Source organism: Tolypothrix sp. FACHB-123 (assembly GCF_014697075.1).
GTDB lineage: Bacteria > Cyanobacteriota > Cyanobacteriia > Cyanobacteriales > Nostocaceae > Aulosira.
Genome location: NZ_JACJRE010000003.1, coordinates 115,884 through 130,473 on the forward strand (window position 1 = coordinate 115,884; position 14,590 = coordinate 130,473).

The 14,590-nt window shown below is 39.4% G+C and carries 8 protein-coding genes; 1 reads left to right on the top strand and 7 read right to left on the bottom strand.

Annotated features, from left to right (window positions below; translation table 11 throughout):
* Positions 1-3 precede the first annotated feature (3 nt).
* The 4 genes from H6G41_RS34555 to H6G41_RS03045 form a co-directional block, all read right to left on the bottom strand.
* The gene (locus H6G41_RS34555; RefSeq protein WP_199316009.1) at positions 4-792 is read right to left on the bottom strand and encodes an S-layer homology domain-containing protein; all 789 of its coding nucleotides are present in this window, start codon (positions 790-792) and stop codon (positions 4-6) included.
* Positions 793-1,120: 328 nt separating this feature from the next.
* Positions 1,121-3,853, bottom strand: a complete 2,733-nt coding sequence (locus H6G41_RS03035; RefSeq protein WP_190743496.1) for a CHAT domain-containing protein — start codon at positions 3,851-3,853, stop codon at positions 1,121-1,123.
* Between the two features lie 33 nt (positions 3,854-3,886).
* On the bottom strand, positions 3,887-5,689 hold the full coding sequence (locus H6G41_RS03040; RefSeq protein ID WP_190743498.1) for a ShlB/FhaC/HecB family hemolysin secretion/activation protein: 1,803 nt from the start codon (positions 5,687-5,689) through the stop codon (positions 3,887-3,889).
* 357 nt (positions 5,690-6,046) lie between these two features.
* On the bottom strand, positions 6,047-10,927 hold the full coding sequence (locus H6G41_RS03045; RefSeq protein ID WP_190743500.1) for a filamentous hemagglutinin N-terminal domain-containing protein: 4,881 nt from the start codon (positions 10,925-10,927) through the stop codon (positions 6,047-6,049).
* Positions 10,928-11,085: 158 nt separating this feature from the next.
* Here H6G41_RS03045 and H6G41_RS03050 point away from each other — a divergent pair, with 158 nt between their 5' ends.
* The gene (locus tag H6G41_RS03050) at positions 11,086-11,961 is read left to right on the top strand and encodes a GNAT family N-acetyltransferase (RefSeq protein WP_190743502.1); all 876 of its coding nucleotides are present in this window, start codon (positions 11,086-11,088) and stop codon (positions 11,959-11,961) included.
* 25 nt (positions 11,962-11,986) lie between these two features.
* Here the strand turns inward: H6G41_RS03050 and H6G41_RS03055 are convergent, their stop codons facing one another.
* The 3 genes from H6G41_RS03055 to H6G41_RS03065 all read right to left on the bottom strand — a co-directional run bounded on the left by H6G41_RS03055 (position 11,987) and on the right by H6G41_RS03065 (position 14,573).
* Positions 11,987-12,385 carry a hypothetical protein gene (locus tag H6G41_RS03055; protein ID WP_190743504.1) on the bottom strand — a complete coding sequence of 133 codons (399 nt, stop codon included), beginning with the start codon at positions 12,383-12,385 and terminating at the stop codon, positions 11,987-11,989.
* A gap of 167 nt (positions 12,386-12,552) precedes the next feature.
* The gene (locus tag H6G41_RS03060; protein WP_015136553.1) at positions 12,553-12,903 is read right to left on the bottom strand and encodes a DUF1257 domain-containing protein; all 351 of its coding nucleotides are present in this window, start codon (positions 12,901-12,903) and stop codon (positions 12,553-12,555) included.
* Between the two features lie 146 nt (positions 12,904-13,049).
* Entirely contained in the window at positions 13,050-14,573 is a 1,524-nt protein-coding gene (locus tag H6G41_RS03065) for an AAA family ATPase (protein WP_190539867.1), read from the bottom strand.
* Positions 14,574-14,590 lie beyond the last annotated feature (17 nt).

The window sequence follows — 14,590 nt, forward strand, 5'->3', positions numbered from 1 at the left end:
GAATTAGGTGATGCTTGATTTAATAATATTGTCTTTAACTAATACCAATCCTGCTGCAAAAGGATGGGCTTCATCAAATTCTGGGGGAATGATATATTTTCCGGTTTTATCGATATAACCCCACTGATTATTGATTTGCACTCGTGCCAATTCTGCTGTAAAAGTATCAGCTGCATCAAATTTTGGTGGAATTACGAATAATTCTATACCAGGGATGTAATTGTAAGGTACAGTCTGAATCCCCAAAATTCGACAAACTAAGGCGGCGATTTCGCCTCTGGTAATGTTTTGATTGGGCTGTAAGCGTCGGATGTCGGGGTAGTTAACAACGATCGCTTTTTCTGTTGCAGCTGCGATCGCATTTATCGCATAATTGGGAATTTGGGCAAAATCATCGTAATTTTTCTTTAAAATACTCGCTGGATCGGCTGTAGCTTGATATTTTAACCCAGAAGCTACTGCTGCGAAGGCTTGCACCCGCAGCATGATTTCGGTGGGTTTAAAAAGTCCATTGGGATAGCCAGAGAGGAAGTTTGTCTGATATGCTTGAGCGATCGCTTTAGCCGCCCAATGACTAGCCGGTACATCAGTAAAGGTAATCGGGGGACGCGATACTGGCTGTTTGGGTAACGCTGTAGCAATTATTGCTGCAAACTCCGCACGATTAACAGGTGCATTAGGGCGAAAAGTCTCATCAGGATAACCTCTTAAGATATTTCTTTGGGATGCAGCTAAAATAGATGCTTTTGCCCAATGATTTTGGATGTCTGAAAATAGAGGACTATTTACCATAAAATGTGTTTTTTACATTTATACTTGTGGAAGTATCTCATAATAATTACTAATTCGTAATTCGTAATTCGTAATTCGTAATTTACCTATTTAATTATCAATACGCTTGGTGTTAGCGCCGAAAAACGGAAACTGTGTAGGTTGGGTTGAGGAACGTAGACGCAGAGCGACTTCTCGTAGGGTAACCCAACATTTTCGGGAGTTTGTTGGGTTTCACTTCGTTCAACCCAACCTACAATTATCCTTAACTTTTTACTGTCAACAGTTAACAGTCAACAACCCTATATGTTATATTTCATCAATCATTGAAGATGGCTAAATAAGCACTTTATTGCCAATTACCGACTAATACAAAAGGTGCCCAGTAATATGGATGTTTAAACACAGGATTTAATTTTCCTGATAGTAGAATAAGTTGCGCATTCCGCAAAGCTTCAGCTTTTTTTTGGTTTTGCGCTATCTGTTTATAAAATTCAATCATTAGCGCCGCAGTCGCTTCATCGTTAACAGTCCACAGCGTCGCTAATGTGCTGCGCGCCCCCGATTGTACAGCAATTCCGGCTATTCCTAAAGCGGCGCGACTATCGCCGGCTGCGGTTTCGCAAGCACTGAGAACCAGTAAATCTATAGCTGCTTGTTGCTTAGATTCACGAGTTTTGAGAACAGAACTAAAATCATTTACATTTAATCTTTGATTCCAGGTCAAAATAAAAGTATCTTCAGCTTTAGAACTAAATTTACCATGTGTTGCTAGGTGTAATATTCCCCCAGGAAATGACTTAACTGCATCTTCTATGTTTTGCTGGGTGAAATTTTCATTGATGAAGTTTCCTCTAGTTGCTAATACATCTTTGATTTGCTCAAGTTCATCTTTGACTCCAGGGATAGCGGGGAAAGTATCACGGGCTTCACTCAGTCCACCAATTAATGCTTGTAAGCGATTTTGGCTAACAGATTGCGGGGGTAATAATTCTAAACCTGGGGTAATAGCAATGTTATAAGATTTTTGAATCAAATATTGCTTTTTTCGTTGGTCGTAAAGTGCAGAAATTGGTATACTTTGTAAGTTACCATCTAAAACAAAAACAATATTTTTTACCCTACTATTTGCTAAATCGGCTTCAATGGGGCGAATTAACCATTCATACATTTGCTTTGAGGTTTTGAGGAATTCTCGCGGACTTTTCAAGAATATTTCTTGCTGAAGTTCTTTAACTTGTGCTTGAAATTCTTGTTTGGCGAGAATAACTGTATATAATTTCAGAGATTTATTTTTTTGCTGGTGTGGTAATGAGAGAATAATCGATAAGCGATCGCTCAACAGTACCGGGTAAATTACCGCAGTTTGTTTCTGGGTATCGATTTCATCAATTTCCACGGGTTTAGTATCTAAACAAGCTGAACGGAAAAAGTTATCGAGTTCTGCTAACTGTAAAGATTCAATAACTTTTCTAGCTTTATCTAAATTCTCTGCACTCGGTTCGCCTGTTTTTGGTAAGAGTAAGCTTACATACTCACGATATACTGGTTCTACCTCATCGCGAAAAGAAAATTGCGCATCGCGATTGACGGTGACTAAATCACGACGTATAGATTTTAAACTCTTGACTGCGCGATCGTAAGCAGCGATCGCACCTTGTTGATTTTCTTCAGGATTACCTGTAGCACTGAGGATTCGTCCTAATTGCCATTGCCAACGGTAAGCAATATCTCTAGCTTGAATTCCTTCTGCTAATTTTAGCGCTTGCTGGGTCAACGTTCGCGCTTCCGTCCATTGCTGAGTGTATTCGTATAAACTCCCCAATGTACCTAAAGCGTAAGCTTGCGATCGCACATCTGCTAAAGTTTCCGCTTGCTGAAAACCTGTAGCCACAATTTTAGCAGCATTACACAAAGAATCAGCAGATGTACAATTATTTTGAGCAATTACATCTTTAGTTAAAAATCCTGTTTTGCCTAACTTTAGCAGCATTTGGGCAAAATTAATCCGCGCATAAATATTACTGCGACTTGCAGGTAAATTCTCTATTTTTGCTGATAAATTAGCAATTTGCGAGATAATTTCCTGAGATAAACCTTGAGTAGATGCAAACTTATCTCCCCCAGATTGTAATACCAGCCGTAGTTGATTTAATTGTGCTTGTAATTGTGTAGTCTGCTTCTGAGAAATACTTGCAGAACGTTGATAAAACTGGATTGCAGCTTCAATATCTTGCTGTGCTTGCGCTGTATTTCCTAAACTTAATAAAATTTCTGCTAGCTTTTCTTGTTCGGGGTTTGGTTTTCCTATATTGGTATTGTTTAAACTCGCTGACAAGGTAGGATTACAAACTGTTTCTAATTGTAATAATTTCCCTTGAATTTGACAGCCTTCTGTTAATATATTTCGAGATTTATCAACATGCCCCACTACACGTAAAGTATTGCCCAGACTCAGCAAACCAGTAACTTTTAAAAGCGAGTCTGCTTGTTTATCTAAATTCAGCTTAATTTCTTCTAAGGTATTAGTAGCGCGACGGTAAAGTCCTAATGTTTGTAATGCTTGCGCCTGGTTAATTTTACTGCCAAGCTTGCCGATTTCATCTCCAATTTTACTATAAGTATTGCTGGCTTCTTGCCAACTAGTTAAAGCTTTTTCTGTTTCCCCCTTTGCTAATTGTAATTGACCTTGAGTATTTAAAGTTTGAGCAAGTATTGACAAATAATCTTTACTATCATTTTTATTTTTCAATAGTTGTAAACTTTCCTCAGTCGCCTGTTGTGCATCAGCTAACTGTCCTAACTGCTGATAAGTCAAAGACAAGTAATTTAATGCTAATGCTTGGTTCAGTTTATCTCCAGATGTTTGAAATGCCACATCAGCTTGTTGAAACATTTTTAAAGCTGGTGCATATTGTTCTTGTTGATATGATATCAAAGCTCGATCTAGCAAATCCTGACCATTGCTAGCTTGCTCCTCTGAAACCCGATTGTTAATGACTGTAAATATAGGTGAAATTGGCTGAATCAGATTAGGCGATGAATTGATAAATAAGCTACTTAAAAGTAAGATTAAAGACATAAATATTATTGATTGTTGATTGTTGATTGTTGACTAAAAAGCCTGTGTATAAATCACAGAAAAATAGAGTCCATTTTCCTGCCAAGTATTTTTATTAGGAATATCGATACCCAGAGGAATACCCCAATCAAAACGCGCTGTTAAATTATTTTGTTGCCATAAAAGTCCGATTCCTGTAGAAGCTAGAGTATCGGGATTAAGATTAGTTCTTCCCGGTTGAGAAATATTCCAAGCTGTGCCAAAATCAAAAAATGGCGTAATTTGTAATAACCCATTCACTTGAGGAACTCTTAATACTGGATAACGAAATTCTGCCGTTGCTAAAAAGCCATTATCTGCTAATATTTGGTCTTGACGATAACCGCGAATTGTTGCTTGTCCTCCTAAGCCAATTTGCTCAGAAGCTAAGAGAGGTCTATTAGCTATTTGTAAATCTGTACGCAATAAAAATAAAGTTTCTGGCGCTAGTAATCTTACCCATTGCGCCTGTCCTCGCCAGGTAAAAAATTGACCATCTGGCGCATCTTGATTGATTGTCGCACCTAATGCATCTATTCCGAAACTAAATTGCGATCGCGCTGCTAATACTTGTTGGCTACTGCGCTGAGTCCATTCTTGAAATAATCGCAAAATAGTTACTTTTGTGGTTCCATCTGCACTCGCACCAGCAGAAGGAAACGGAAGTCTTTCGCCTATTTGTGCTTGCAAAAAACCAACATCACTATCTCGATGACTCGCACTTACCCCAACTGCAAATTCTGTCGTTGGCGTTTCCACTAAAGGTTGGCGAAAACTAATACCATATTCTTGAGAAGTTCCTTCAATATCTAAAACATTGAAAGGTTTTTCAATTACATTACTCGCTGCATAACTATAGTTAAATTGCACAGTTCCATTCCGAGGATTGACGGGTAATCTATAGCTGACATCTACACTATTACTACCATCAGTATTTGTATAACCCACACTTAAGCCATCACCCAAACCCAACAGATTAGCTTGATTAAGTTGAATTTGTCGTTCTAAACTCCCAATACCCGGTGTACGTTTATTATCTAGACTAACCTGCACTGTAAATGTTTTTGCTTCCGCAACTTGCACAGATAAAATACTCGCACCCGGATTTACCCCATTACCCAATTCAGCAGAGATATTTTTGATTAATGGATCTAATTGTAATAACTGCAAAGCTTGCATTAACTTTTTTAAATTCAAAGGCTTACCTGTAGCTAAAGCTAGACGACTTCTCACATAATCAGGATTTAGCCTATTTGTACCGCGAATTTCAATAGTTTCTAGACTACCTTCCAAAACTTGAATTTTAACTACATCACCCTCAACTTTAAAAGTTTGCTTGGCTGGAATATATGCACCTGAATTCACATAACAGGGTAAATCTGTATTTTTATTTTCTGGTTGACAACCTTGAGTATAAAGTTCGGTAATTTTATCTGCTGCTTCTAATAGTTGAGGAAAAGTGATAGGTTTATTGATAAATTCCTGGAGAATTTTATCTAATTCTTCTTGACTAAAGACAGTACTACCCACCACCTCAAATTTAGTTACCTGAATTTTTCCCGCTAAATCTGGCGGAACATTTTCCTCAATCGGCGGATTAGTAATAGGTGAAGTTGGAAATAACTCCTCTAAATTCGGTAGTTTGGGTAATGTAGGAGTGGGCGTAGTCGGTTGTTCAATTTGACGGTTGATATCTTGTATCGGTGGGTTGGTAGGAGTTTGTGCTAACGATTTAGGGATAAAAAAATTAAAGAGTAAAAGTATCAATATCAGCCAATTGCTGTGATTTTTAATGTGTTTTTTCTGTGATGCATACATATATAGTGCTTCTCAATTGAGAAGATTCATGTTTTTCAGATATTATGCGTATTTCATTAAATACAATTCAGTTAGGCATTGCTTTGCCTTTTCTTCCTTCTAATTCTTCTCTCTGTATCCTTGGCGTCTTGGCGGTTCCTTAAAAAAACTGATTTCGACTAAAGGTTGTAGTCCTTACTGAACCTAATTGCGGTATAAGTAAGGGACTATACACAAGTTGTATGCGATGAAAGTTAAAACCGCTACAAGTAGCACTTGGACAATTAATAAATGTTTACAAAAACCGCAGAGAACGCAGAGTACACAGAGAGGAGTCTTAGGAACTTTTGTGTAAATCTTGACTGACTCTTGTGCTTTCTATTTAGCCGCACAGTTAGAGGAATTGAATCCAGCAACAGAAGATTGGGGTGTTTGAGAAATCAGGGTAACTTCGCCTTTGTTGTTGAATACCCAACCAGTTGCAGGAAGAGTTAACACAGTCTTTTCCTGACTAGCTGTGGGTTTTACCGCCTCAGTAGATAGCCTTGGCTGTGGAGAATTAGCACGCAGACGAACATCTTCCCACACCGTATCACTACTGAGAAATTCATCAGGCTTAGGCGGTAATCCACCACGCCCAGTATCAGTAAATGTACTCGCTATTTTTTGATTTCCAGCCCCACAACTTTGGGCGATTTGCTGTGAGGGGTCGGTTGCATTTGTGGGGAGTGAGATAATACTTTTACTGGGGTCAATCTCTGGAGAATTAATACTGACGATACCATTTAATTGGGGGTCAGTTTGCGAAATCGCCGTAATATCATTGGTTTGCAGATATTGGGGGTCAAGCTTTTCTGGGTCGGTTGTACCTAATTTCTCTTCCAGTTCCAATCTGGTTAAGGTTGCTAAACCAATTACCCCTTTGGCGTTGATTTCAATAGCACCACCACTACCAGAGAAAGCATTGGCAGAGATATCATTATTTTCCGCAGGTGGAGAGACAATAAAGCCATTATTAGTATTTAGATTAATTGCGATCGCACCACCATCGCCACCCGCACCTTGTTTCCCTGCTGTGGTAGAGATGACGCTTTGACGGCGAAATAGCAGTAAATCTTGCAAATTCAGTGTAATGCTACCACCTTGACCGCTATCGGTATCTGCACTAATTGCGGCACGATTATCCAGCGTCAGACGATTAGCTGTAATGCTAATACTACCTGCAACACCTGTACCCTGACTATCAACAGAGATTTTCGCTTCGTCTTTGAGGGTGACTTGAATCGGGTCGATGTTAATCGTACCGCCATCGCCTGTAGAGTTGGCTTCTGTGTTAGCGAATAGCCCGCTATATTGATTGATGGGGCCGAGTATACCTCTAATTTCGCGATCGCTTGTTGGTAAAACGAAATCGTAAGTATCTTTAATTACCTCAATTATTTGTGTCAGTTCCTCAAGTCGTTGAGTATAGCTGAAATCCTGACCTGCGATCGCCACATTATTAGTAGCATTAATTTTAATACTACCAGCTTGTCCGCTGCTATAAGCATTAGTCAGAATTTGCCCACCACCTGTAATTTCCAGATTATTAACATTAATTTCAATATTCCCACCGCTACCGCTACTTTTAGAAGGTGCGCTTAAAACTGCACCATCTTTTATAGTTAAATTACCAGTTGTAATAGTAATATTGCCACCTGCGCCAGCATCTGCTTGTTTGCTTTCAGTATTGACAAAAAATCCAGTAGAAAATCCATTCAGAAATGATGCACCAGATAGAGTCACAACAGCAGCAGATTTTTCGATAAAATCCAGCGGATTAATATTAATAGTTCCCCCATTCCCGCTACCATAAGTATTACCATTGATTCTTGCTCCATCACTTAAAGCAAGGGACTGAGTTTTAATATTTACATTACCTGCATTGCCACTTCCAAAAGTTTGGGCATCAATTCTTGATGTCTGATTTAAAGACAATATTTGAGCAGTGATATCAATATTACCAGCTTTGCCACTCCCAAAAGTCTCTGCTTGAATCGAAGACTCATTACTAAAATAAATTTCTTGAGCTTTAATATTAACATCCCCAGCATTTCCCTGAAGATACGTACTAGCATTAATAATAGAACTATCAGCAAAAGATACTGTTTTATCTACTGCGATATAAATATTGCCGCTGTTTTTTGCTCCAAAAGTATTAGCATTTAAAATTGAATTATTGCTTAAAAATAAAGCCGCAGCATTAATAGTAATATCACCGCCACCACCCTGTCCCGCTTGATATGATTTATCTTGTGTGACTTTAGCGATTAGATCGTCACTACCAGTATTAATACTACTTTCTGAAAGCGAGACTGCGCCACCATTTGTATTTACAGTTACGCTCCCAGCTTTCCCAGTACCTAGCGTATTAGCTAAGAGAGAACTCTTGTTACTCAAAGATAATGAGTTAGCATCAATGCTAATACTTCCTCCAGTACCCAAACCATAAGTTGTAGTTTCTAAATTACTGCTAGTGAGAGAAAATTCTCCCAAAGATTGCACTGTTATATTGCCCGCATTCTTAGTTAGAATATTTTCTTGATTAGTACCTTGCACCAAGTTACTAGTAGTTAAGAAAGTGTTGTCAAGCGTTACTTTTTTAGGTATAAGTGATTCACCATCAGGAGAATATCCAATAAAGATGTTACCTGAATTCCCATTGCTAATAATTCCCTTCTGAACTGTGCCCTCTTTACCAGAATTCCTATTGAGGAGAATCTCATTTAAGGCATTAACAAATATATATCCAGCGTAACCACCAGCAGTATTTGTTGTATTCAATCTAGTTTCTTCCAATATTACCGAACCTTGGTTAGCTGCAATGTGAATATAACCAGGTAAAAGGTAAGGATCAGAAATATTATTATCTAAGCTATTACTTTCGCTATTGGCTTGACTGTTCTTAATCAAAATATCTTGTTTGCTGGCATGTATTTCTATACTTCCCCCATCTCCTAGTCCGTTATTATCTGTTTTTAGAGTAGTTCCTTGCAGAGATATTGCACCAGCATCCAGCCTCAGACTTCCAGCATTACCCGTACCACCTAGAACATCACTAACAATTTGACTATTAGTTAAAGAAAGTGAACCTAGAGATTCAATAAAAATACTTCCAGCATTGGCTCTACTCGCACTCATAGGTGCATTGCTATAGATTTTACTATTGGCAATAGCTATATCTTTCACAGATGTAATGCTAATATTTCCAGCACTACCTTGCTCACCAGGATTATCAGTATTTAAGCGAGAATCAACAATATTTACTATTTGCGGAGATAAATCAACATAGTCTGATTTACCAAGATAAATTTGACCAATATTACCGATACTAGAAATAATACTGTCATTCGCAACTCTAACTTCTTGTAACGCACTAATACTGATATCTCCAGCATAGCCTAAACCAACATTTGTAGTATCTAAATGTGAGTCATTTAAATATACAGAACCATTGATAGATTTAATATTGATGGTGCTAAATAACTTACCTGGATAATTACTATCTAGATTATTAAAATTACTAGATGCTTCTATATTACCTATATAAATATCGCCAGAAGCTTCTATAGTTACATCTCCTGCCACTCCCTGAGGGGTTATAGAAATTATGTTTGCAAATCTTGTATCGATACCGCCATTTTTACTAATAAGGGTAATATTACCACCATCGCCATGAACTATATTTTCTAAATCAGACAGTAAACTGCCAATAACATTAATATTTTGATTGGCAAGCAATTGAATATTATTATTACTATCAAGTCCAAAAGAAATATCAATTACGCCATTACTATTAATGTCACCTCGCGAATCAATGGTGACATCCCCAAAAGTTTGAATCAAATTTGTTGTAATATTACCAGGTAATTCATTAGCTGCGTACTGATTAGTTAACAGAATCTTGCCTTTTATTGGTTCACCAGTTGGTGAATAATTGAGATTGGTAATACTGCCAATATTAATGTTGGCACTGGAACTTGGGGCATTAGTTTTAACTATTCCCATCACACCAGGAATCGGATTTGGTGTCAGACTGGGAGATGTAAATGCAGTAGTTCCCGCGCGAATATCTAATGTTGGTTCCTTTCCACCATTAATAGCCACAGAATTTGTCCCGTTGGGGAGACTGATGGCTAGGGGTACATTTTCTCCGATTGAGTTCGCAGGGTTACTTTTATCTGCACCGATGATTTTAATACTATCAATATTCACTGCACCACCAGCAAAAATATGCAGAGAAGCGCCTTGGTAACTATTAAAATTAACATCACCACTAGCACGTATAATTGAGTTATCAGGGCTAAACAGATTGCCCAAATTACCATCTAATTTTTCAATCCGAAAATTGCCACCAGTCCAATAGCTAGCATCTCCAGCTATAGTATTAGGACTGCGTAAAACCATATCTGCACCAGAAAATAAACCACTTTCAGGGTGATTCAAGGCGAATATATCTATACTCTGATTCCCTTGGAGAGTTAACTTTTCTCCTGCTGCAACAATTACAGGATTGCTAACTGTATCTCTGACATTAACTGTATCTTGAGCAATTAGGGTTAAATCTCTATTAGCTTGTAATTGGCCTTGTAAATCGAGATTATCAGCAATTAAGCTCAAATCTTGCCCGACGCTTAAATTCCCGCGATTGCGAATCATCCCCGATGAATTAGCCGCAAATTGCAACCCCGGAAGTAAGGTAACTGTAAGTAGTGGCGCTGCTTCAGGATTGGTAGCGCTAAATTTCAATCCATTATCAAAGACAAAACTATTAGCTGTAGTTGCCAAAAATGAGCCAGTCACATCTAAACGGGCGTTAGCACCAAATATTATCCCATTGGGATTGAGAAAATATAAATTTGCTCTTCCATCTACTCCCAAAGTCCCGAAAATCTTGGAGATATCACTACCAGTGACGCGCGTGAAGATATTTTCAATCCCTACAGGATTAGCAAAATATACTCGTTGTCCTTCAGCAACATTAAATTGTAAAAAACTCTGAAACAAGTTAAAGCCTCTAGTCGCACCACCTTCTATTAAGGTTGTTGGTAATCCTTGAATGTTAGTATTTGGTGTCAGCTTTGTACTTTCTGCACCCAATGTATTATCTGGGACAATTTGAGCCTGTGCATAATTAGTTGATGTAGTAGCTAGACTACTGATTCCTAAGAGAATCAGCAACCTCAATTTCCCTAAATGTTGGCGAAGAAATGAAATCATGGGATTATTGCCCGTGCAGAGTTTGCGGGTTTGGTTTATACACAAAACCAGATTTTAACTAAGTATATTTTTGGAGAAAAATATCCAATATTTTACTCATCTCTGCATGGAAGTGGCGAGGCTTATAATTTTATTATTCCCGTAGTAAAATTGGCACTATGAACTGCGATCGCTTTCAACAATCCTTTGCAGTAGACCCTGCTATCAGCGGTAAGCTTTTTGACTTGTTAGAAATCACATTTCCCGGAATCAGCAGTTTAGCTGAATGTGGAAGAAAACTAGGTGCATCCTGGGAAGCTGCTTCCACTCCTTTTATTCGCTTTCATGAGGATATAGCGATTAGCCATGTGGGAGTAGTAGAAATTCCCCTCTACATCATGGGAAAAAGAGTCACTGTTGGCGGAATTCATGCAGTCGCTACCCGTCCAGAGTTTCGCAGAAAAGGTTATTACCGCGCCGTCATGAATGAAGTACTGGAATATTGCGATAAGCTTTATGAAACTCTTGTATTGTCAACATCACACCCAGAATTTTATCTACCTTTTGGCTTTCGTGTTGTCGAAGAACATATCTTTAAAGTTAAATGCAGTTCCACAGGTAGCACAGATGGCTGGAGACAATTAGATTTGACAGCTAACGAAGATTTAGCATTGCTGCACAGACTGTTAGAAACACGAGTACCAGTCTCTAATATAGTCGGGGTAGTCCACGAAAAAGCCGTGTTCTTTGTGAATGAAGGAAGCCGTCCTTTATATTATGCAGAAGATTTAGATGCGATCGCCTGTATGGAAATAGAAGATACTCAACTGCATCTGTTTGATATGGTCAGCACACAGATACATCCGTTGTCAGAAATCCTAGTGAGAATACCTCAATTCATTGAAGAGGTAGCGATTTACTTTAGTCCAGAACTTCTCAATGCAGACAATGTGCAAGCATTTCCCGGTGTTATTGAGGAAACCGTTTTAATGGTGCGCGGTAAATTTGCCGCCGAAAAAGAAAAATTTATGCTTCCGCGTTCTGCACGTTGTTAAACAAAACAAGCTGACAGTTAATTAACTATGTATGACGAGATTTCCAGATTCCTACAGCCACAATAATTCCGACAACTGCGCCTATTAGCAAACCTGTCGGAGCTAAAGTCAGAAAACTTAAATCAGCTTGAGTTCTTTTAGGGTAGCCACCAAAGACAATCGTACTGATAAATCCAATAGTTGCACCAACAATAGACCCAAGTAGCACCCACAGTATCACATCTTGCGATCGCACTCTGGCGGAAATTAATAGCCCCAGCGAGGTAATAATAAATCCTGACATAGCTCCAATAACAGCCCCATAAGCAGCAACTGAGAGAACCCAGGTATAGCTGACTATCATGGCTCCCCAACCAGCAATTAAGGCTCCAAAGCTTGACCAGAGCAATATTCCGACAATAAACCAGAAAATTTTTGTCTGCATACTGTAAAAAACATACAAAAATCCCCTGTACTTAATGAGTCAGGGGAATTCGTGCTGAAAGTTGACGGTTTGACAAAAGACTATGAATTAACTAACCCTAAAAAAAGCGGGCTAACCGCTAATTACTTGGTTAGCCCGTGCAGCTTTGGGAACGCGCAGAGAAATTACTATTGCAATACCAATTTCACATTGGCGTTTTGTAAACCGCGCTGTTTTACTTCAGCTAAGGTCTTGTTAACTGCATATTTTTGGTTGATGGAGTTGATCAACTCAGTTTGATTATGTTTTTTAGCAACGCCCCACAGATCAGCAATGAGGTCAAAAGAACCATCACTGTTGCGAGACCAACCTAGGTCGTATTCGCCTTCCAATACAGCAACGATGTCAGAACGTACACGCTGACCGTTATAACCACGGACATCAGCTTCAGTCTTCACGCTGATACCTAGGTCGCGCAAGGATGCTTTGAGGATTTCTGCATCGGTGATCTTGGTGCGCAGAGTGCTAAAGTGAGACATTTGGGTTTCCTCCAAAAGAGAAGATTGAGAAAGAACGACAACGGTTTGTTTTTGGGGAAGCCGCGCTTAAATTAAAAGCGGCTTTTTTCGAGCACTGCTAGCATTTACTGCTAGCCTTTCCCCCTGGGATTAGCAGGGGAAAGCTTTTAGAACTCCATTCGCTGATATTCAGCAACGGAGGATGCTGCGGGTCTGGCGCGCTGTCTGGCCCAGTCTCTTAAAGCTGTGACCTGTTCTTGCATCGTACGAGACAGCGGTAAAGTCGCCTTCAGTGCAGCAATAATATCTAGTTGGGTGAACTCGCGCTCTTGGGCGAAAGCTTCATACATCGCCGCCACAATCGCTTGTTCAATTTCTGCCCCAGAAAAGCCATCGGACATCTTCGCTAGTTGTCCTAAATCAAATCGTGAGATGTCTTCACGACGCTTCGTCAGGTGAATGTTAAAGATATCCTGACGTTCTTCGGGAGTGGGCAGATCCACAAAGAATATTTCATCAAAACGACCTTTCCTTAAGAATTCTCCCGGCAAACGCTCTACTCTGTTAGCAGTTGCCATTACGAATACAGGAGATTTCTTTTCTTGCATCCAGGTGAGGAAAGAGCCGAAAATCCGACTGGAAGTACCGCCGTCTGAATCGCCAGAACCAGCACTACCAGCAAAAGATTTATCTAATTCATCGATGAATAATATTGTCGGAGAAATTGATTCCGCTGTTTTCAGGGCATTACGTAGATTGGCTTCACTTCGACCCACCATTGAGCCGTCGTAAACTCTACCCATATCTAGGCGTAAAATTGGTAACCCCCAAAGACGAGAAGTAGTTTTCGCTATCAGCGATTTACCACAACCTGGAACTCCCAGAATTAACATCCCTTTTGGTTGGGGTAGCCCATACTCTCTCGCTTTTTCTGTAAAGGCGTTAGAGCGTTGTTTGAGCCACTTTTTCAATTCTTCTAAGCCGCCTACAGCATCAATAGTTTCATCTTCTTCGATGTATTCTAAGATACCATTGCGCCTGATTAGCTGCTTTTTCTCAGATAAAACTATATCTACTTCATCTTCCGTCAACCGCCCTGTAGTTACCTGTGCCTTGCGATAGACTTTTTCTGCCTCATCTTTAGTTAAACCCAAGGCGGCTCTCAGAAGTTTTTCTCTAGCTTCGGTTGTCAACCTCCGCCCACGATTTTGATCTAAATGGTGAGTTAATACTTTATTTAACTCAGCCATATCTGGTAGTTGAAAGTCGAGAACTACAACTTCTTTTTCCAGTTCAATTGGTACTTGTTGAACCGGCGACATTAAAATAATGTTTTTTGGCGAACCGTGCGACGAAAGTTTAAAATTAGCGATCGCATCACGTAACGATCTAGTTGTCGCAGGTGCATCTATAAATGGATGTAAATCTTTAAGTATAAATAAACCAGGTTCTTTATGCCGGATAATCCACTCAATTGCTGCTTCTGGAGAAACAGTGTTGTGTTGGGTGACATTCCGAGGTTGACCATACTCCACGATGCCGTGAGTTACTGTCCAAACAAATACTCGGCGTTGGGGCTTTAATAACTGGGCGATGGTGGAAATTGCCTGCTCAGCCCGCTCTTCCTCGGAGGTCACAAGGTAGATTAAAGGGTATTGAGCTTGAATTAGAATATTGAGCTCTTCTTTCATACATCGACCTACTTGAG